Genomic DNA, 19388 nt, shown 5'->3' with positions numbered 1-19388 from the left:
CCGATAGCGCATCGTTGTACGGTGTACAACCTTAATCGGTTTGGAAAGAGGCTTGGATCACAAAGTCGGATCATAGACTAAAATGATATACTTGCTTGTGCGAAATTTAGATATGATATATGATATTAAATTTGGCAAATATTGCCGAATGTTGCCGCAGGCAGGCGCGAAAACGGCTGTGCACAAGGATTGCCAAGTAGCTTCAAATAAGATACCTGTCATTTGCGTTTTATCTTTCCACATTGTTTCCTTCTGGAAAGATTGATTTTTTGAGAAAGGCAAGATTGAATGAGCAAAAACAGGCCACAGTCGCGCTCCCGGTTTAGAATCGGGATTATTGTCGTGGCTTTCGTGATAATGATAGGTGCCATGGCCGCACGCATTGGTGTATTCAGCGGGAGTGGGAGCGAAACGGCTTTGTCCGATGTCGTGGCCGTCAAGGGCACGGTCAAGGTGGATGATCTTCGCCTGACCGGCGGCGAGGTCCGCAAGCTCAACCGGGCGGTGGAAGAGCATCGCGGAATGTTCCCCGAGGTGGATCTCTTTCTCGACGTCAAGGACAAGTCTCACAACATGGAGCCCGACACCGTCCTGGTTTGGGCCATGATCCTCAAGGCCAACGGCGAGTGCGAGGTGCGCTCCTGGAGCCGGAAGGTTTCCCGGACGGATCTGGTGCCTCAAATGATTCTCTATATGGACCGCGCGGCAAAGGAATATCAGGAATTCATGAAACACCCGGATGTGAAGCAGAGCTTCAAGTGCCTGTATATCTGACGGGAATGCAACTGTCGTTTCAAGAGCCCGGACCAATGGTCCGGGCTCTTTTTTTGGGGGAAATAAAAATCATTGTTAAATGGAAAGTGGCTGGATATGCAATGGTGAGTGCCGCCGTAACCGAATTGGCGTTACGGGCGGATTTTTTTTGTCGACATATGGTGGAGACTACCAACGTGAACGACAGCTCGGCCTTGGGCAGATATCTCTTTCTTTTGACACTGTTTCTGGTGGCAGTGGGCACTCTTGCGTTTTTTCGGACAGAGGTCTTCAGCGCCCTGGGGCCTTCCGCTCCCACCTATGACAAGGCGTTGCTGGACTCGGTGAGCGTCAGCGGCGTCTACTCTGCCGACGAGCTCAAACTCTCCCGGGCCGAGACGCGCAAACTGAATTATGCGATGTTGCGCAACAAGAAAATTTTCCCTCAAATGGATATTTCCCTCAACCCGCCATCCAGATTTCAGCGTACCCGGATAGACACGCCGACCAGCATCATTAATCTGGGGCTGACCTTCAAGACCGACGATGACTCCGAAGTATGCTGCTGGGAGCGGAGCATAAAGAGGCGGGACCTGGTTATTGTCGTGGTCGAATCGCTGAAGCGCGCCAAGAAGTTCTACACGCACTATCGCAATGTCATGGGCAAGAACCGGTCCATCAAGCGTCTGTACCTTTAGTCCCTGCCGGGCGGGGACGTCAGCCCTGTTCCATGTCTTCGAGCAGAATGTCCAGTGCCCGGACGGAGATTCTGATTTCCATGAAGGACAGCACCAGGGAGATGACCAGAAAGAGCAGACTCCCCGCAAAAAGCACGGCTCCGGCCAGATTCAATTCCTGAAACAGGCATACCATCGAAAAAATGCAGCAGAGCATGGAGATGATGGCATACCCCTGCATTCGCCGGATCAGGTGGATGCGCACCCGCAGATTTTCTATTTGCATCAAGATGGAGTCGTGGGGTTCCTTGCGGTATTGGTCATGGAGCGAACGCACCCTGCCTCCCAGCGAAAGGAATCGGTTGGTGAAGGCCAGCATGAAGAGTGAAATGGCCGGAAACAGCAAAGCGGGAGTGGTGACGGATATCTGCATGGTTCATCTTTACAGGGCGGAAGCCCGAACGTCCAGCGGGAGAAAGCATGGCAAAACGGAATTGTCACGACTTGCGTCCTGTGAGTGAACCGCATACCGTACAGAATCCGTCACACTGAAACAGCGAGGTTTCCCATGTCAGAAACAGCAAAGACAGGCGTATTCGACGCCATTCTCAAGCGCCATAGCGTACGCACCTTCACCGATGAACCCGTGACTCCGGCCGAACTGGACGCGTTGATCGATGCGGCCCGGTTGGCCCCTTCCAGCCTCAACTCGCAGCCCTGGCGGTACAAACTGGTCACCGATCCGGAGCAGCTCGCCAAATTCGGGCTCAAGGAATACACCCGGACCCAGACCTGGATGGCCGAAGCAGGGGCTATCATCGTCTGCTGCGCCGACCTGACAGGATATGTGCGCGATTCCCAGGCCAGTGCCTTCTTCTTCCGCGAGAACAAGCTGATTGAGGGCGACAGCATGGACGGCATTGACGATTACGTTGCCCGCGAGACCGCAGCCGCCGAGGCGGCCAAATTCGGCGCGGCGGCCATGAACGTCGGCATTGCCAATGCCTTTTTGATGCTGCGGGCCGTCGAGCTCGGTCTCGGTGTCTGCTGGGTGGGCATGTTCAACGAGGCCAACGTCAAGGAACTGCTCGGCATTGATCCCGGCCTGCGTGTTGTCGGCCTCATTGCGGTGGGGCATCCCGCGCCGGGCCAGGCCACGGAACACAACCGTAAGCCAAAGGAAGATATCCTGCTGCCGTAGAGTGTCTGTCCGCATCCCTTGCCGAGTGTTGAGGGCGGCATCGCACCAATACGGTTTTCAGCAAACGACAAGGCCGGTTCCTTCAGAGGACCGGTCTTTATTTTTTCGAACAACCGTGTGAACCACGTTGACTATTTCTGTAACTGTTCAACATTTGAACAGCTTTTAAATATTCCTTTCAAAATATTTCCAGCTTCAGTACGGATAGGTATTTCCTAGAAGGAGGAGCCGGATGTCTGTACTGAGCAAGCAACTTGCCACACATACCAAGGAGATCAAGGCCAGGGCCTCGGCCGAGGCTCTGCAGGTCATTGAGGACACCACTCAAGCGTTGCAGGAAAGCGGTATAGCGGACCGGGCCGTTCAGGCCGGGGGCCGCGTGCCCGGTTTTTGCCTGACAAACCAGCAGGGGAGCGAGCGTTCGCTGGAGCAATACCTGGCTGCCGGGCCGCTGGTCCTGAGTTTTTACCGGGGCGGTTGGTGCCCGTATTGCGGCATGGAGCTTGGGGCGCTGCAGAAGGAACTGCCCCGCATCGCGGCCGCCGGAGGGCAGGTGGCGGCCATTGCGCCCGAAACTCCGGAAAGTTCGCTCCTCAACCGGGAGCGGTTCGGCATTACCTATGATGTCTTGTTCGATCAGGGCGCGCAGGTAGCGTCGGACTTCCGGCTCGCCTTTGTCGTTCCCGAACCCTTGCGGTCCATATACGCAGACTTCGGCATAGATATCCCTGCCTGTAACGGGGATGACTCCTATCGTCTGCCGGTTTCCGCCACATACATCATAGACCGGGACAGCACCGTGGCCTACCGCTATTTTGACGTGGACTACGCCCATCGGCTGGAGCCGGAAATTATCGTCGAGGAACTCGAAAAGCTGTAGCGCCATGGTGAGGGTGGGGGAATCTGCCGGACAACTGTCTTGCTATTCTCCTTGTGTCTTGCCTGTGTGAAGTCTGTCGCTCCGTCCCGATTTTGGGGCGGAGTTTCTTTTACTATTTTTTCGGTGCATGCTGTGCCGCGCTGCTTAAATTACTGATATTTCAAGCATAATGCGCCATGCGTGCCTTTTTTGGTACCCGGAGTCATTGGTTGACGGGAGATAAAAATGGAGCGTAATACGGGCTCTCTAAAACTGACCGGTCAGTTCTGAGGGGGCCGGGAGTGAAAAGCTCCGGCTGGACCGCCGGAACATGGAAGCGAGAACCGAATGGAATATACGGATAAACAGACACGGATTCTTGATTCGGCCGCGGATCATTTTGCGAGACAGCCATTTCACAAAGTATTGCTGAGTGACGTGGCGCGCACGGCCGCCGTGGGCAAAGGGACGCTGTACCTCTATTTTAACAGCAAGGAAGACCTCTATTTCGCGGTTCTTTACCGGGAGTTCGACGACCTGCTTAGTCGGCTCAAGGGAGTTGTGGCCGATGAGAGTCTGGACCCGAAAGCGCAGCTTGAAGCCCTCGTGCGAGGGCTGGCCCGCCATTTTCTCAAGAAAGCGGCGAATATGGACATGCAGGGCGTGGTCCTGACCTGTCCGTCCACCGAAGACTGGCGGCTCAGGCGTGCCGAGCTGTTGTCGCTCATGGAGTCAATCATCAGGCGGGGGGTGGAGATGGGGATTTTCCATGACGACAATCCTCACCTGACGGCAAAATACATACCGGGCCTGTTGCGCGGAGCCTGTCACTTCGAGCCACAGGATACGGATATTGATGCGGTCAGCCGCCATGCCCTTTGTTTTGTGTTGCAGGGATTGACCGGAGAAAAATAGACCGCTGCCGGGCCGGGGTGCCGCCCTGTCCGGACAAGCAAAACCTTTTCATAGCAAGAGACGATGGAAAACACGACGAACGAGAGCGGCCGGATGGCCGCCGTAAAACGATTTTTTACAGGCAAAAGCCCCCGTGGCGGCAAGAAGCCGCTCTACCTGTTTGCCGCCGGAGCGCTGATGGTCTGCGTTGCCGCAGGATATCCTGTTTATCAGCACATCATGACCCATGAGTCCACGGACGACGCCTTTGTCGAAGGCAAGATCATCTCCATCAGCCCCCGAGTGGCCGGGCATATCGCCCGCGTTCTGGTAACGGACAACCAGCGGGTGAAAAAGGGCGAGCTGCTGGCAGAGGTCGATCCTCGTGATTTCGAGGTTGCCCTTGAGATAGCCGAAGCCAAACGCCAGGCAGCCGCAGCATCCTTGGAGGAAGGGCAGGCCGAGGTGGCCGCCGCTCGCAACACGCTGCTCCAGCAGGGGGCGTCGCTTTCCTCGGTGGAAGCGGAACTGGCCCAGGCCAGGGCTGGCGTGGCCGAGGTCAAGGCGAGCACCGATCGCGACGAGAGCGACCTGGACCGGATGCGTCGCATTGCCGCTGCCGGAGCTGTCAGCCGCCAGGAATACGACCATGCCAAGGCACAGGCGGACATGAGCCGGGCCAAGCTGAATTCGGCCGAACGGCAGGTGGATACGCAGGCCGCGCGTATAACCCAGGCCAAGGCGTCGGTTGGTACGGCTGGCGACGAACTGCGCCAGGCAGAGGCCAAGGTGCAGATGCGTACCGCTGATCTGCGCGAGGCCGAGGCCGAGGTCGAGCGCGCCCGGCTTAATCTTTCCTATGCCCGCATCACCGCTCCGAGCGATGGGTATGTGACCAAAAAGTCCGTTGAACCCGGTGCCTACGTGCAGGTGGGGCAAAAGCTTTTTTCCCTGGTCAGTCAGGACATCTGGATTGTGGCCAACTTCAAGGAGACGCAGATTTCCGACATGCGGCCCGGACAGCTCGTGGAGATAGAGGTGGACGCCTACCCGTCCACTACCTTCAAGGGACGCGTGGATTCCATCCAGCGCGGCACCGGTTCCCGGTTCACCCTGCTGCCGCCGGAGAACGCCACCGGCAATTTCGTCAAGGTGGTGCAGCGTGTACCGGTGAAGATTGTGCTGGATGAGACCAACGCCAGGTCCGAAGGCGGCCCGCTGCTGGTGCCCGGCATGTCCGTGGTGCCCAGCGTGAATGTCGGTTCTCCCGATGCCTCCGGTGTTCTCAGCGCCCGGGCCGAGGCCGCGAAGACCGCGTTGCAATAAGATGAACGGATACAAACCTTCCGAGGAGACTTCCTCGGCCGAGCGGTGGACCATCGGTGGCACTGTGGTGTTCGGTGCGTTCATGGCGGTCATGGATACCAGCGTGGTCAATGTCTCCATGCGCCACATGATGGGCAGTTTCGGAACGGACCTGTCTTCCATCACCTGGGTGGCCACCAGCTACTCCATCGCCGAGATCATCATGGTCACCATGTCGGGCTGGTGGAGTTCGCTGCTGGGGCGCAAGAATTTCTATCTGGCCTCGTTCGCACTTTTTACCGGCGGTTCGGTGCTTTGTGGCATGGCGTCGAATTTCCCGGAGATGATAATTTTCCGTGTCATTCAGGGGATCGGAGGTGGCGCCCTCATTCCGGTTTCGCTGGCCATATTGCGCGAAACGTTTCCTCCGGCCCAGCAGGGCATGGCCATGGCCGTATACGGCATGGGCGTGGTTCTGGCCCCGGCGCTCGGTCCCATCGCGGGCGGCTGGCTGACGGATGCCTGGGGCTGGCCCTGGATTTTTTACATCAACGTCCCCTTCTGCGCGGTGGGTATGTTGCTGACCATGAAGTTCGTCTGGGACCCGCCGTATCTGAAGCGGGGCATCCGCTCGGTGGACTGGCTGGGCATCATCCTGCTTTCGGTCTGCCTGACCGGAATGCAGGTGGTGCTGGAGCGCGGCCAGGAGGAACAGTGGTTCGATTCCGATCTGATCCGCTGGTGGACTGCCGCGACGTTGATTTCGCTGGTCATCCTTATTTATTGGGAGCTGCGCTACAAGGAACCGGTGGTCAACCTGCGGGTGCTCAAGAATCGCAATCTCACTCTGGGATCGGTCATGGGGTTGATTTTCGGTGTGTCCCTGTTCGGCACCACGTTTATCCTGCCGCAATATACCCAGAACATTCTCGGCTACCCGGCCTTTGAATCCGGGCTGGCGCTTGCGCCGCGCGCATTGGTGCTGCTGTGCGTCATGCCGATCGTAGGGTGGGCCTATCCGCGAGTCGGCGCACGGGCCATGGTCATGGGCGGCATCGTCATCATCATGTATTCCTACTGGGAGCTGACCAAGCTGACCGTGACCGCCGGGTTCGACGATCTGGTGCTGCCGTTGCTGGTCATGGGCGTGGGGATGCCGTGCATGTTCGTGCCGCTTTCCACCGTTTCGCTCAGTACGTTGGAAAAAAGCCAGATGACGGACGCTTCGGCCCTGTACACCCTGGCCCGGCGCGTGGGCGGCAACATTGGCTACAGTCTGGTGGCCGTGCTGCTGGACCGGGGGCAGGCCATTCACCGCGCTTATCTGGCCGGGCACATCAGCGAGTTGAGTCAGGTTACGCGGGACCAGCTGACGGTCCTGACCAACGGCCTTGTCGCCAGGGGGCTTGATGCCATTCAGGCGAGTCAGGTGGCCGTCGGTATGTTGGAACAGAAGCTGATGCGTCAGGCCACCATGCTCGCCTACAACGACATCTCGTTCATTTTCGGCGGACTCTTTCTGGTCCTGGTGCCCATGGTTTTCCTGCTGCCTCGTAAGGCCAAACCCGAGGCCGACACCGGAAAAGGCTAGCATTTTTTCACGTCGGCAATGCATCGGGAAAAATGAATTCGAATTTTGGCGGGAGCAGGTAACCAAAAAGTGCCTGCTTGTCTTTGTAGCAACGTAGTGTAGGCTGGATATCCCAACCCATCACAGGAGGAGCCATGTTGGATTTCAAGGCGGATTCGGAGAAATGTATCGGTTGCGGCGCTTGTGTGCGCGACTGTTTTGCCCATGTGCTGGAAGCGGATGCTGACGGCGTTCCTTATGTTTTGCCCGAGCGGGAGGAGCTGTGCATCGAGTGCCAGCACTGTCTGGCCGTGTGCCCCACCGGCGCGGTATCCATCTTCGGGCTGGACCCCGATGATTCCCTGCCGCTCAAGGGCAATATGCCTGATCCCGGGAAGATGGAAACGCTCATCATGGGCCGACGTTCCATCCGCCATTACAAGAAGGAAGGTGTTGATCCGGCACTTATCCATCACTTGCTGGAAGTGGCGTCCCACGCGCCCACGGCTGTGAACCTGCGGCCCGCGACCCTGACAGTGGTGGATGATCCCGCAGCCATGGACCGGCTGCGCAAGGCTGCCATGGATGCGGCCATGCAGCGGTTGAACGACGGGACCCTTCCGGCCGGATACGAGCGCATGGGCGATTATTTTCGCGATGCAGAGCCGGACGAGGACGTTATCTTCCGTGGTGCGCCTCACGTCCTCATCGCCACGGCCCCGAAGACCGCGCTGGCTCCCATGGCGGATTGCCATATCGTCATGAGCTATTTTGATTTGCTTGCCTCAAGCCACGGACTGGGCACGGTCTGGGACGGCATCGCCCGTGCCTTTATCGACGCCATCTGCCCGGAGTTGCGCGAGCTGCTCGGCATCCCTGCGGATCACGTCGTGGCCTGCGTCATGGCCTTCGGCAAGTCTGCCGTGAAGCACCACCGCACGGTGCAGCGCCCCGGTTGCGTTATCAATAGCGCGAAAATCTGATTTCGTTTTAATATCAGACTACTAGAAAAGGCCGCCTTCGGATATTCGAGGGCGGCCTTTTCTTGCATGCGGGTAGTAAACAAGGCCTCCGGTTTTTGCCGTCATATGATTCACTGAACATTACAACCCATCATAAATTGGTGTTTTCTTTTTGCGCAAAGCCGACTAGCTTTTCGATATTTGTTGTGAATATGAAGGCAAGGAGTTGAGATGTCTGAGATGCGAAAAGATAAGGGAGATGGAATTGAACTGCTTTCGGCTTCGTTGGATGTCGTTTCATCCAAGCCAGCCCGCCGAGTACTGAAGGCCATCATGAATCTTCCGTTGGTGTTTGGCGAAAAAACGCAGAAAGCATATCTTCATTATGTGGCCGAAATGAATAAGACTAAATTGGATTTCAACGCCCGGCAAAAAGATATCGAATTCCAAGATGCGGTTAGGCGACGGTGGCTTGAAGACCAAAAGGATGTATCCTCGGATCAGGCGGATTTGATTTTTCAGGAAGTGAAAAAACTTGCGATCTATGGAGAGGTTTTCGAGGGGTTGCATTCCGTTTCGGCGGAACAGGAGACAGATGAGCCTTTCGATGACCATTGGTTTGGGATTTTCAATAATTTTTTCATGCTGCGCAATGAGCCTTGGCGATCGGAGTTGCTCAAAAATTGTATCATGTTGGAAGCCATAAAGCCGGGGACGACTAAGAATAAGACTGTCTTCAATATAGCAATGATGGAATATTCGAATTTCATGGACATTTATGACTTTTTGTCAAACTCTGCCCAATTGAAGATAAACGGCGAGGATCACGGATATGTTTGGGTGGGTTACTATGCTGAAATTGCTAATCATAGATATACTCGTCTGGACACTTCGCGAGGGAGTGCGGGAGAGCTGCTTGCCCGTCTGGAAGCCGAAGGATTGTTGGCCATAGGAGATGGCTGTATCAATTTAGGGGGCGGAGATCGGGTTGCCATTAGTACGCCTAACAAGGAGTACCAGTTTGTCGCCGCTGGCCTTCCAGAAAATCATCCTGAAATAAAATTTTTGGAAAGCAAGGGAGTTCCTGTCGAAGAGGAAATGAAAAAGGGAGCCCAGCTGTTCGGGATGCGTTTCAATGACACTGGAAAGCAGGTCGCCAGATTATGCACATGGAAGATGTCCATGGAAGCTGAACAACGGGCGACCTCGACCCTGACTGCCCGCGCCGGGGAGTGGGGGTTGCAGACGGAGTGATTCCGAATCGCCAGCTGTCCGACCTGCCGGGAAGTACGGTGTGGAGTTGATTCGCTTGTGTTCGGTTGCCATTGTGGAGAGCTGAGGTGGATCAACCCGAACACAAAAATTCCTTGCTACTTGTTGAGCCGCAGCAACCCTACGCCGGTGAGGGTGCAGGCCGTGGCAAAGACCTTCATGATGTCCAGCCGTTCCTTGAGGCAGAACACGCCGAAGAGCAGGGCGAAGACGATGCTGGTTTCGCGCAGGGCGGTGACAAGCGGGATAGGGGCCATGGTGAAGGCCCAGGTGACCATGGCGTAGGCCAGGAATGAAGCGCCGCCGCCGCGCAGGGCCAGCCCCTTGTTGCGGCGGATTACGCTGGTAACGAGGCCGGGATGGGCCGCGCGCATGTATGCGGCCAGCACCAGGGCATCCACAATGGCCAGCCAGCCGTAAAAGCCGAGCGAAGTGCCTGCAAGGCGTGCGCCGAGGCCGTCCACCAGGGAGTAGGAGGCGATGAATCCGCCCGTGGCCAGGGAGAGCAGGGCGGCCCGTCCGTTGCGCAGCCCGTCGCTGCGCCGGACCAGAACCAGGCTCATGATGCCGGTGGCGATGGCGGCCACCGAAGTGATCTCCATGGAAGTCAGATGCACCCCGAGCATGGTGATGGATACCCCGGCCACGATGAGCGGGGCCGAACCGCGCGCCAGGGGATAGACCTGGCTCAGGTCGCCCAGCCGATAGGAATTCAGGAGGAAGAGCTGGTAGCCCACATGGAGCAAGGCACCGGTCAGGATGTACGGCAGGGCGGCCATGTCCGGCATGGGCGCGATGCACAGGGCAGCGACCGCAAAGGGCGTGTGGCCGAGGACCACGGCGGTCATGCTCAGGTGCTTGTCGGCAGTGTTCTTGACGAAGAAATTCCAGGTGGCGTGCAGCAGGGCGGCCAGCAGAACCACGGTCATGACAGATATGGACATGGGCTTTCTTTTGGTTGGAGGTTGGCCTTTCTGGAATGGGAATTATACCTGTTTCATATTGTTGCCAATCCTTTGCATGGGCGTCCCGGCGGTCAGACGAAAGAAGGACCGTGGCCGATCGGGTCAAGGTCCTTCTTGTTCATTCGTTTCCGGGCTGTATGCTACTGCCGCATGTCATCCACCCTTTTGAGGAGTGATCTTGCGAAATCTGTCCCGATATCCAGTGTTTCCGGCGTGATGTCTTTGGGAGTAAGGCATTCTCCTATATGAAGTTCTCCAATGTTTTCGGCCAGCAGGGCCTTTGCGATTTTATCAAATTCCTTGAAGAGCAGAATGTTGTTTTCATACACACCGCCGCCCGTGGCCATGAGGGCGAGCGGCTTTTCCCGGATCAGGGATGTTTGGTCCGGCTCGCCGTAATTGGTGATGAGCGCATTGGTGCGGTCCACCAGCGCCTTGAGTTGTGCCGTCATTCCCCAATAATATACTGGGGTGGCAAACAGGACCATGTCCGCCGAGATCATTCTCTGTAAAACATCGGTGGCGTCATCCTGTTGCACGCAACCGATTGCATCCGATGCACGTCGGCATTTGTTGCAACCAAGACACCCGTTTATCTTTTTTTGCGGTATATTTATTCTTTCCACCGCATGGCCGTTGCGGGTGAATTCCGCTTCTATGGTTTTTAGTACCGTCGCCGTGTTTCCGTTGGGCCTCGGGCTGCCGAGAAGTGTCAATATATTCATTGTTTCCTCTTGGTTAAGTTGTGTTTTGAAGCGTGCTATCCTCGTTGACAAGCCAATGTAGATCAGCCAGGATGAAAATAGAAACGAATCGTTTTTATTAGAATGATCAAAAAAAATTATCATCATGCAACTGAACATCGAATATTTGCGGACATTCATTGCGGTAGCCACTTCGCAAAGTTTTACCAGGGCTGCGGAGCAGGTTAATCGCTCCCAGTCCGCGGTAAGTATGCAGATCAAGCGGCTTGAGGATGAGGTCGGCAGGCCGCTGTTTGTGCGTGACGGCAAAACCGCCAGACTGACTTCGGATGGCAAGCTGCTCATGAGTCTGGCTCGCAGCCTTGTCCGTTCGCATGATGAAGCCGTGGTTTCACTGAAGAATGCACAGCTGGAAGGTGTGATTCGTTTCGGGGCCCCGGAGCATTATACGATAGGTGTTTTGCCGAAGCTGTTGGTGGACTTCTCCCGGAATTACCCGGATGTTCTGGTCAGAATGCAGAGTATAACCAGTGATAAGGTAGGCAACGCCCTTGAAGCCGGCGAGTTGGACCTCGGGCTGTGCATTCCTCTGGAGGAAGGCGAGCAGGTCATTGCCCGGGAACCATTGGTTTGGGTGACCAGCCCGGAATTCGATCTGAAGCGGCTGCCTTATATCCCCCTGGCTGTGGAGGAAGGGTGTATTTTCCAGGAGTGGACGCTGCGTGCCTTGGCCGAGGCAGGCCTTCCCTATCGCATAGTGTATGTGAGCCAGGGATTGTCGGGCGTATTGGATGCGGCCCGAGCCGGGTTGGCCGTTGCCACCGCCATCAAGCGGACCGTTCCGCCCGATCTTGTGGCCATAGGCTCAGAGCAGGGGCTCCCGGAACTGCCTCTGTCGGAAATGGCGCTTCATATGGGGCGCGGCCCGGCTTCGGTACATGTCAAATGTTTTGCGGAGCATGTCATTGCCGCTTTTCGAGACTGCGATTGAAGGACCATACGTGAATTGTCGCGCGGATAGGCGGGTGATCCGCGCCCCAGGTTTTTCATCATGAGACGTTTGCCTCTGTAGTTCGGGCCTCTACCTAAGAACTTTGGCGGCGCGCCCTTTTTTAATTCGTCGGGCACCCTTGGGCCAAGGGTGCCCGGACTAATGTCTTTACCTGTCAGGACTCTTCCCCCTGTTTCAGACAGACCTGTGCCATGGAGAGCACCGGTTCGTCTTCCACATCGAAGAAGTCCGTGGCGTCAGTGAGCCGCTTGGATTTTTGGGCGAGTCCCTTTGCCGTGGCCGATATTTCCTCTGCCGCGGACGCATTCTGGTGGATCACGCTGCCCAGCTGGCGGATCGCCTCGTTGATCTGCCGCGCTGTTTCGTCCTGGACGGAGCTGGCTGCGGCGATCTCTTCAATGAGTTCCGCCGTGTGCTGTATTTCGGGGATCATTTCGGCAAGCTGGTTGCCCGCGTCGTCGGCCACTTTCACGCTTGCCTCAGATATATGAATGATTTCCTGCGCCGCTTTGCCGCTCTTTTCCGCGAGTTGGCGGACCTCGGAGGCCACCACGGCAAATCCCTTGCCGTGCTCGCCCGCCCGGGCCGCCTCTATGGCCGCGTTCAGGGCCAGCAGGTTGGTCTGCCGGGCTATTTCCTCGATGACCTGAATCTTGTCCGCTATTTCCTTGAGGACACTGAGTCCCTCCACCAGGGCCTTGCCGCTGCTTTCGGCATGGTTGGCGGTCTTTACTGCAATCTCCTTTGTTGTCGCCGAGTGCTGGGCCGTTTTGGTGATGTTGTGGGTCATGGAATCCATGCTGGCGGAGATTTCCTCCACGCTGGCGGCCTGTTGTTCCGCACCGGCGGACACGCTGTTGGCAGCCGTGGCCAGTTCGCGGCTGCCGATACTGACATCCTCGGCAGACCCGGTGACGGTTCGGATGACCCCGCTGAGGCTGGCGATCATGATGTTGAGGGAATTACCGACCTTGCCGATTTCATCACCGGCGGTTTTTGCTATTCCGCCCACGAAGCGGCCTTCGGACATGGAACCGGTCAGAGCTGTGATTTCCAGCAGCGGGCGCAGCACGGATGAACGCAGCACCCAGGTCACGATCACCCCGAGGATGACCAGGATCAGGAGCGTCCAGAGCGAAAAGGATATTGCCGCGTTTCTGGAGTCCGCCTTGACGGCGGCAAGTGAACTGATGATTTCGAATGCGCCATGGATTTGGCCGGTTTTCCATCCTTCCTTGACGCCCCCGGTCACGTCCTTTTCTCCGGCTGGATTCCCGTGGCAGTAAAGGCATTCCTGAGTGAGGCGTATGGCCTTGAAATAGCGGATGTGGTCGGCGTCGATGATGGTGGCTTCGTCCTTGTTCGTTGCCTTCATTTCGGCCAGAATCTTCGCTTCCAGCTCTGTCGGTTCGTTTTTCGGATTGCGTGGAGATTCCTTGGGAACGCGGAATTCATATCCCGCTTCCTTCGCGTTTTTCATGGCCATCCGAATGGCTGTGATGACTGGCACCGCGTTGACGACCTGGTCGTTGGGAATCTGATCGAACGGTTTGATGATGCCTGATTCGATCTTGGCGCTCATCTCGTTTCGGGCCGCCTCGGCCATAAGGACGATGGCCTTGCTCTGCATGAGCAGGGCTTCTTCGCTCTTGTCATGAATGGTCTTTATTTGCTGTGTTCCGAGCACCAGTGCAATGATCACCGGCCCGGCGAGGGCCGGGATAACTGTTTTCAATTTGACGCTGATGTTTTGTAGCATACTGACCTGCCGGGCTTGTTCGTTGTTGGGATGCCTAGGGATGGTTCTACGTTGATTTCATACCACAAAACGAGGATGGCTTTGAAGATGGAGCGTGGGTTTTATAACCTGAACGGGGTATTTGCCTGCATTCGTTTGCATTTGTTCGGATGCAACCGGCCAATGGCGATTCGGACCTCGCCGGACCGGGTGGAGCGAACCGGTTCGGGAAATGAATTTTCTCTGTCCGGATCGGGATTGCGGTGCGTGTCCGATATGATAAACGGGAGGTTGTAACGACAAACCTGGCTGGAGGACTTGCAACACATGCGAATCATCACCACTCACACCGGAACGGATTTCGACGCCCTGGCCTCCATGGTGGCCTGTACCCTGCTGTACCCCGGATCATTCGGATTGCTGCCCGGCATGGTCAATCCTGAGGTGAAGCGTTTTATGGGTATTCACGCCGATCTCTTCCATATCGGGCCGCGGCGTGGTTTTGACCTGGACGAGGCGTCCTCGCTGGTTGTGGTGGATGCCAACAGCTGGAAACGACTGGACAAGATGGATGCCCTGGCCGCCAGGGACGGTCTGGAAGTGATCTGCTGGGACCACCACATGGAGGGCGGTGACATTGAAGGCGCAGAGACCCACCGGGAGGAGGTGGGCGCGGCCGTGACGTTGTTGCTGGAAGAGATCAGTCGGCGCGATCTTCCGCTGTCGCCCATGCACGCCACCTTGTTTCTGCTCGGCATCTATTCTGATACCGGGTGCCTGACCTATCCTTCGGTCACGGGCAGGGACGCGGCCATGGTGGCCTTTCTCATCGACAACGGCGCGGACCTGAACGTGGTTGCCGCCTATCTGGACGACTCGGTGGACGACGATCACGCCGAGGTCTATACCCAGATGTTGGAAGCGGCCGAGACCTTCAGCGTGGATGCCGTGACCGTCGGACTCTGCGCCCTGCAAATCAAATCCGGCCTCACCTCCCTTGCTCGCCTTGTGGAACGTTTCCGTCGGCTCAAGGGATTGGACGCTGCCTTCGGCGTGTTTCAGGCGGACTCGCAGAAGTGCATGGTCATCGGACGCGGTTCGCCCAAATTCATCGATATTGGACAGGTCATGCGGTCGCTGGGAGGCGGCGGACATCCTGGTGCGGGCTCTGCCATCATCAAGCGAACAGGCCCGGAGGAAGCGGCCCGGCAGGTGCGGGAGCTCGTCTCCCGAGGATGCAAGGACGAGGTGTGCGTGGGCGATGTCATGTCTTTGCCGTCGCGTTTTCTGGTGGACGAACTGGCCACGATGGAGCAGGCGGCGGCACTGATTCGGGACAACAAGGTCTCCGGTCTGCTCGTTCTCGGCGAGTCCGGACTTGTGGGCGGCCTTTCCGCCGAGGAGTGCCGCAAGGCGGAGAATACAGGCCGGGGCAACGTGCCGGTCAAGGGATACATCCGTCGCAACATTGCGCGTCTGGACAGGGATACCGGCTGTCGGGAGGCCGTGACGCTCATGGCCGACGCACGGGAAGGCATTCTCGCCGTGGTGGATGGCGGAAAACTTGTCGGCGTGGTGACGAAAACGGACCTGCTGCTTCAGGTCTACGAATTTTAGCCTTTCTCAGGCGGGACAGGAGAAAGTCCGGTCATCGCCGGTAGTTTATTATCCAGCCCTTGGCACGAAGCTCAGTACATGCAATAAGACAGACATTATCGCAACCTTCGGGAGATTAAATGCTGCGTCGTGTCCTCTTTGCCCTGGTACTTCTGTTTCTTTTGCCATTGCCTGCTTCAGCTTCCACCATTTTCCCGCTGGAGCCGCCGGATACATCCAGTCCGCAGGCCACATTAAACAGTTTTATCACATATACGGACAAGCTTTATGAAGCTGCGAGGGCCAGCAAGGAAGATATTTATCTGGAGCGGGAATACATGCAGCGGGCCATACGCTGTTTTGATCTCAGCCAGGTGCCTCCGACCCTGAGGAAAGAGGCGGGCATCGAATCCATGCTGATGATGCGTGAAATTCTCGACCGCATCGAGATGCCGGACATGGCTCATGTGCCTGATAGATATGATCTGAAACAAAACAAGATGGAGCGGTGGCGCATTCCGCATACGGAAATCTTCATCGAGAGAATGGCCACCGGTCCCCGCATGGGGTCTTTTCTCTTTACCGCCGGAACGGTTGATCAGCTGGAAGAGTTCTACAATGAGGTAAAGTCGTTACCCTACCGAAGCGACAAGGGCGAGAACTACACCGGCTTTTACGAACAATACATCTATTCATCCGGCTGGATGATCCCGGACGGTTTCTTGAAGCAGATGCCCGGATGGGCACTCGTGGGAATTCATGGACAGGCGGTCTGGCAGTGGGGCGGCCTTTTGTTGGTCATTGTCCTCTGCGGCTTTTCCGTGTGGCTTGTCTGGCGGTGGAACCGGTCGCGTCAGGCCAGGGCAAAACAAGGCAGCATCAATCCTGGTCGGTTGATATTCCCGCTGTACGCCATGGGCATGTGCACGTTCATCAAGTACATCGCTGTCGAACAGATTAACATTACCGGCGACATCCTTCGCTATCTGACTGTGGGACTTGGCGCTTCCTTTGCGATATTTGCAGGCGTGGCTATCATCAATGCAGGCAGTATTGCCATGCGCATGATCATCAGTTCCGCAAAAATCAAGGAAGAGGCTCTGGACGCCGACGTGGTCAAACTCATGTGTCGGCTGGTCACCTTCTGTCTGCTTTTCATCCTTTTCTACAATGTCGGCAGCCATTTCGGCATCCCTGTAACAGCCATCTTCGCCTCCGCCGGTATTGCCGGCGTGGCCGTGGCCCTGGCCGCGAGGGAAACGCTGGCCAACTTTTTCGGCGGCATCTCCATTTTTCTGGACCGGCCGTTCCGCGCGGGGGACTATATTGTTTTGGAGAGCGGGGAGCGGGGTGAGGTAAAGGCTGTGGGTATGCGCAGTACCCGGCTCCTGACGCGGGACGACATCCTTATTTCCATTCCGAATTCCCTTATCACCAACGCCAAGGTCGTCAACCAGAGCATGCCCCATTCTTCCTTCCGGGTCCGGGTCAAGATCGGTGTCGCCTACGGTTCGGATATCGAACTGGTGGAGTCCACACTCATGGATCTGGCAGACAGAAATGAACTGGCGGTTGCCACTCCTGAGCCGCGGGTGCGGTTTCGCGCCTTCGGCGATTCGGCCCTTGATTTCGAACTGCTCTGCTGGGCGGCTTGCCCTCAGGACCGTGGACGGCTCGTGCATACGCTGTGCAAGGAAATTTACCACGCGTTCAACGAGAAAGGCATTTCCATTCCCTTCCCGCAGCGGGATATCCACATCCACAAGGCGGAGTGCTAGGCGGTTTCCCGGGCTTTACACGGCAGCTTCGTTCTGAGGAGCTGCCATGGGCTTTCCGGTCAGGCAAAGTGCCGGATGATAAGCTCCGCCAGTTCGGACAGATCAATGGGTTTGGTAATGTAGGCGTCGGCCTCGCATTCGTGCAGGGCGGCGTGCCGTGTCGCGGGATCGTCCAGGGCCGTGGCGATGAACAGTTTTGCCATGGCTTCGGGAGGCGTCCCCTTGGCCCGCTCCAGTGCGCGTATGGCTCGCGAAGCCTGCAATCCGCCGATGAAGGGCATTATGACGTCCATGATGATCAGCGAGAACGGCTCCGGATTCTCCCCCATGTAACTTTCGGTCACGGCCTGGATGGCCTCGCTGCCGTCCTTTGCCACATGGCAGGTCGTGAATTTGGAGAGAAAGGAAAAGAGGGGCTTCCGGGCCGCGAAGTCGTTTTCCACTATCAGCGTCTTACCTATCTTGACGGTCTTGATGCGGGAAAACAGGCTCTCCGAGTCCCAGGCAACTGGTTGACCGACGGAATCGGGCAATGCTTCCTGCCGAAGGGAAGAGACAGGGGAAGGCGTGCATTCATTTTGACGCAGTGCGTTCAGGCACGCTGCGGCAAGGGCCGTGTCGTCGGCTTCCTGGTGGGTTGCGCGGATGCTGTTCAATTGCGCACGGATGACGTCCAGGCACCGGAGCAGGTTATCCGCCGTATGCCGTTCCACCGTGCGTTTGCCGGAGCGAATGTCCGCGCAGACGTCCTCAAAGGAATGAAGAAAATCGGCCAGGGCGGTGAAGTTCAATATAGCCGCAGAGCCCTTGAGGGTGTGTGCGGTTCGGAAGAGACTGTCGATGGCCTCCTGGTCCGGTCCCTGCTCCAGGCAGAGAACATCATCGATGGCCCGGTCCAGGCATTCGTCCGACTCGGCCACGAATTCCTCTATCAGGATAGCGAGATCGAAATCGCAGCCCGTCACCGGGCCCCCTCTATTCTGGAGAGGGTATGGTGGATCGTGGCCGCTTTCCAGGGTTTGGGCAGGTACTCGGTTGCCTGGCCGTCGTGATATGCCCGGATAACGGTCTTGGCATCGCGTAGTGCTGAGGTCATGATGATTTTCGCTTCATCCTTGGGAGCGATGCCGTACTCTCTTTCGAGCTCCCGGATTTTTTTGGTCGCTTCCAGCCCGTCCATTTCCGGCATGATGATGTCCATGAATATGAGATCGTACGCCTCTCCCTCATCAAGCGCGGCCTTGACCGCCTGCACGCTTTCAAGGCCGTTAACGGCCACATCCACTTCTCCGTAGGGGATCAGTTGGGTTGTGAGGGTGTATCTGCTGACGTATTCGTCTTCGGCTACCAGAATCTTCATGCTGTTTTCTTATCTCCAGGTGCTCGTCTTTCTGATCGCTTTCGCCCTTTTTACGTACCGCTTCGTCTTTTGTGAGGGATGCGGAGAGCGGTAGTCGATGGATGTTAATCCTAAATGATACAATTATTGCATCGGATTATCGTGCGGTTGAGTCCCATTATCGACGACTCCCGGGAAAATCAAGATCAGGCGGATGTAGTACGGAATTTGATGTATTATGTCGGTTTAATTGAAGAACTTGTTTTTGAATCGTCGTATTCGATGTCGCAAATTCGTAATCAAGTCGTTCCGCGTCGCGCCCTCCTTGGTTCAGAAGACGGTTTGAGTCAAGTGGAATTTCTTTGCTCCGGCGGGGTGGTCGTTCTTACGGGTAAGAAACGAAACAGGGACATGAAGGGGGATGCGCGGCGGTGTACGGTGGAAAGAAGTGACGAACAATCAGGTTGCGCTCTGAAATCATTGAATTGTCTTTCGGTTGGTTCCGTCGTGTTCTGCGGTAATATTTGTGCAACAACGAATACTGGGAGAAATCCTTTACTCGCCTTCCGGGACTGTGCCACAACACCGGGGTAACGCCTTCCTCGCGTGATACGGGACTTCAGGTGCTCCATTGTTCCATTATTACCGTAGCCGGATCGCTGGAGGATCGGGCAAAATTCGCCCAGAAATGAGTATTGTCCCGATCCATATCACTGCGTATTTTGCGGGACTGCCGGTGGATGGCCCCGGCCTGTTTAAACGT

General features: G+C 56.5%; 19 protein-coding genes. 13 read left to right on the top strand and 6 right to left on the bottom strand.

From position 1 onward, the window contains the following. The first annotated feature begins 342 nt into the window (after positions 1-342). Positions 343-774, top strand: a complete 432-nt coding sequence (locus tag ACI0FG_RS13725) for a hypothetical protein (RefSeq protein ID WP_419785565.1) — start codon at positions 343-345, stop codon at positions 772-774. 176 nt (positions 775-950) lie between these two features. After that, positions 951-1451: a hypothetical protein gene (locus tag ACI0FG_RS13720; protein WP_419785564.1), complete on the top strand. Its 501-nt coding sequence runs from the start codon at positions 951-953 to the stop codon at positions 1449-1451. Between the two features lie 19 nt (positions 1452-1470). On the opposite strand, the gene ACI0FG_RS13715 is transcribed toward ACI0FG_RS13720, so the two are convergent. Beyond that, complete coding sequence (locus ACI0FG_RS13715; protein ID WP_419785563.1) at positions 1471-1863, bottom strand: DUF2721 domain-containing protein; 393 nt, start codon at positions 1861-1863, stop codon at positions 1471-1473. Between the two features lie 135 nt (positions 1864-1998). Here ACI0FG_RS13715 and ACI0FG_RS13710 point away from each other — a divergent pair, with 135 nt between their 5' ends. The 7 genes from ACI0FG_RS13710 (at position 1999) to ACI0FG_RS13680 (ending at position 9475) form a co-directional block, all read left to right on the top strand. Beyond that, positions 1999-2631 (top strand): nitroreductase family protein, encoded by a 633-nt coding sequence (locus ACI0FG_RS13710; RefSeq protein WP_419785562.1) that lies wholly within the window; start codon positions 1999-2001, stop codon positions 2629-2631. Positions 2632-2863: 232 nt separating this feature from the next. Then, positions 2864-3511, top strand: a complete 648-nt coding sequence (locus tag ACI0FG_RS13705; RefSeq protein WP_419785561.1) for a peroxiredoxin-like family protein — start codon at positions 2864-2866, stop codon at positions 3509-3511. A 327-nt stretch (positions 3512-3838) separates the two neighbouring features. After that, complete coding sequence (locus ACI0FG_RS13700; RefSeq protein WP_419785560.1) at positions 3839-4405, top strand: TetR/AcrR family transcriptional regulator; 567 nt, start codon at positions 3839-3841, stop codon at positions 4403-4405. A 63-nt stretch (positions 4406-4468) separates the two neighbouring features. Then, positions 4469-5710: an HlyD family secretion protein gene (locus ACI0FG_RS13695; protein ID WP_419785559.1), complete on the top strand. Its 1242-nt coding sequence runs from the start codon at positions 4469-4471 to the stop codon at positions 5708-5710. Position 5711: 1 nt separating this feature from the next. Continuing rightward, entirely contained in the window at positions 5712-7280 is a 1569-nt protein-coding gene (locus ACI0FG_RS13690) for a DHA2 family efflux MFS transporter permease subunit (protein WP_419785558.1), read from the top strand. A gap of 134 nt (positions 7281-7414) precedes the next feature. Beyond that, a complete protein-coding gene (locus tag ACI0FG_RS13685; RefSeq protein ID WP_419785557.1) occupies positions 7415-8242 on the top strand; it encodes a nitroreductase family protein in 828 nt (275 codons plus the stop codon). A gap of 210 nt (positions 8243-8452) precedes the next feature. Beyond that, the gene (locus ACI0FG_RS13680) at positions 8453-9475 is read left to right on the top strand and encodes a hypothetical protein (RefSeq protein ID WP_419785556.1); all 1023 of its coding nucleotides are present in this window, start codon (positions 8453-8455) and stop codon (positions 9473-9475) included. 116 nt (positions 9476-9591) lie between these two features. Here the strand turns inward: ACI0FG_RS13680 and ACI0FG_RS13675 are convergent, their stop codons facing one another. Both ACI0FG_RS13675 and ACI0FG_RS13670 read right to left on the bottom strand, forming a co-directional pair. Beyond that, positions 9592-10437, bottom strand: coding sequence for a hypothetical protein (locus ACI0FG_RS13675; protein WP_419785555.1), 846 nt, complete (start codon positions 10435-10437; stop codon positions 9592-9594). Positions 10438-10598: 161 nt separating this feature from the next. Next, entirely contained in the window at positions 10599-11309 is a 711-nt protein-coding gene (locus tag ACI0FG_RS13670; protein WP_419785554.1) for a flavodoxin family protein, read from the bottom strand. Between ACI0FG_RS13670 and ACI0FG_RS13665 the strand changes: the two genes are divergently transcribed. Further along, a complete protein-coding gene (locus ACI0FG_RS13665) occupies positions 11308-12153 on the top strand; it encodes a LysR substrate-binding domain-containing protein (RefSeq protein ID WP_419785553.1) in 846 nt (281 codons plus the stop codon). The two genes, ACI0FG_RS13670 and ACI0FG_RS13665, sit on opposite strands and share 2 nt — an antisense overlap. A 175-nt stretch (positions 12154-12328) precedes the next feature. On the opposite strand, the gene ACI0FG_RS13660 is transcribed toward ACI0FG_RS13665, so the two are convergent. After that, positions 12329-13933 (bottom strand): methyl-accepting chemotaxis protein, encoded by a 1605-nt coding sequence (locus tag ACI0FG_RS13660; protein WP_419785552.1) that lies wholly within the window; start codon positions 13931-13933, stop codon positions 12329-12331. 306 nt (positions 13934-14239) lie between these two features. Here ACI0FG_RS13660 and ACI0FG_RS13655 point away from each other — a divergent pair, with 306 nt between their 5' ends. After that, positions 14240-15529: a CBS domain-containing protein gene (locus ACI0FG_RS13655; RefSeq protein ID WP_419785551.1), complete on the top strand. Its 1290-nt coding sequence runs from the start codon at positions 14240-14242 to the stop codon at positions 15527-15529. A gap of 119 nt (positions 15530-15648) precedes the next feature. Then, a complete protein-coding gene (locus tag ACI0FG_RS13650; RefSeq protein ID WP_419785550.1) occupies positions 15649-17286 on the top strand; it encodes a mechanosensitive ion channel family protein in 1638 nt (545 codons plus the stop codon). 59 nt (positions 17287-17345) lie between these two features. Here ACI0FG_RS13650 and ACI0FG_RS13645 read toward each other — a convergent pair whose 3' ends face one another. Both ACI0FG_RS13645 and ACI0FG_RS13640 read right to left on the bottom strand, forming a co-directional pair. Next, entirely contained in the window at positions 17346-18251 is a 906-nt protein-coding gene (locus ACI0FG_RS13645) for a response regulator (protein WP_419785549.1), read from the bottom strand. Beyond that, a complete protein-coding gene (locus ACI0FG_RS13640; RefSeq protein ID WP_419785548.1) occupies positions 18248-18646 on the bottom strand; it encodes a response regulator in 399 nt (132 codons plus the stop codon). Before ACI0FG_RS13640 ends, ACI0FG_RS13645 begins: the two co-directional genes overlap by 4 nt. A gap of 114 nt (positions 18647-18760) precedes the next feature. Here ACI0FG_RS13640 and ACI0FG_RS13635 point away from each other — a divergent pair, with 114 nt between their 5' ends. After that, entirely contained in the window at positions 18761-19219 is a 459-nt protein-coding gene (locus ACI0FG_RS13635; protein ID WP_419785547.1) for a hypothetical protein, read from the top strand. The last annotated feature ends 169 nt before the right edge of the window (positions 19220-19388 follow it).

The sequence above is a fragment of the Pseudodesulfovibrio sp. 7M6 genome (assembly GCF_050058625.1).
GTDB classification, from domain to species: Bacteria; Desulfobacterota; Desulfovibrionia; order Desulfovibrionales; family Desulfovibrionaceae; genus Pseudodesulfovibrio; species Pseudodesulfovibrio salinus.
This window is presented reverse-complemented; position numbering and strand designations above follow the sequence as displayed.

Bases quoted from the DNA above. Each gene is read 5' to 3' on its own strand.
- ACI0FG_RS13670 (WP_419785554.1), bottom strand. From the start codon at position 11,309: ATGATGATAATTTTTTTTGATCATTCTAATAAAAACGATTCGTTTCTA.
- ACI0FG_RS13635 (WP_419785547.1), top strand. From the start codon at position 18,761: ATGATACAATTATTGCATCGGATTATCGTGCGGTTGAGTCCCATTATC.
- ACI0FG_RS13705 (WP_419785561.1), top strand. From the start codon at position 2,864: ATGTCTGTACTGAGCAAGCAACTTGCCACACATACCAAGGAGATCAAG.
- ACI0FG_RS13685 (WP_419785557.1), top strand. From the start codon at position 7,415: ATGTTGGATTTCAAGGCGGATTCGGAGAAATGTATCGGTTGCGGCGCT.
- ACI0FG_RS13680 (WP_419785556.1), top strand. From the start codon at position 8,453: ATGTCTGAGATGCGAAAAGATAAGGGAGATGGAATTGAACTGCTTTCG.
- ACI0FG_RS13650 (WP_419785550.1), top strand. From the start codon at position 15,649: ATGCTGCGTCGTGTCCTCTTTGCCCTGGTACTTCTGTTTCTTTTGCCA.
- ACI0FG_RS13710 (WP_419785562.1), top strand. From the start codon at position 1,999: ATGTCAGAAACAGCAAAGACAGGCGTATTCGACGCCATTCTCAAGCGC.
- ACI0FG_RS13655 (WP_419785551.1), top strand. From the start codon at position 14,240: ATGCGAATCATCACCACTCACACCGGAACGGATTTCGACGCCCTGGCC.
- ACI0FG_RS13675 (WP_419785555.1), bottom strand. From the start codon at position 10,437: ATGTCCATATCTGTCATGACCGTGGTTCTGCTGGCCGCCCTGCTGCAC.
- ACI0FG_RS13640 (WP_419785548.1), bottom strand. From the start codon at position 18,646: ATGAAGATTCTGGTAGCCGAAGACGAATACGTCAGCAGATACACCCTC.
- ACI0FG_RS13695 (WP_419785559.1), top strand. From the start codon at position 4,469: ATGGAAAACACGACGAACGAGAGCGGCCGGATGGCCGCCGTAAAACGA.
- ACI0FG_RS13660 (WP_419785552.1), bottom strand. From the start codon at position 13,933: ATGCTACAAAACATCAGCGTCAAATTGAAAACAGTTATCCCGGCCCTC.
- ACI0FG_RS13700 (WP_419785560.1), top strand. From the start codon at position 3,839: ATGGAATATACGGATAAACAGACACGGATTCTTGATTCGGCCGCGGAT.
- ACI0FG_RS13665 (WP_419785553.1), top strand. From the start codon at position 11,308: ATGCAACTGAACATCGAATATTTGCGGACATTCATTGCGGTAGCCACT.
- ACI0FG_RS13715 (WP_419785563.1), bottom strand. From the start codon at position 1,863: ATGCAGATATCCGTCACCACTCCCGCTTTGCTGTTTCCGGCCATTTCA.
- ACI0FG_RS13690 (WP_419785558.1), top strand. From the start codon at position 5,712: ATGAACGGATACAAACCTTCCGAGGAGACTTCCTCGGCCGAGCGGTGG.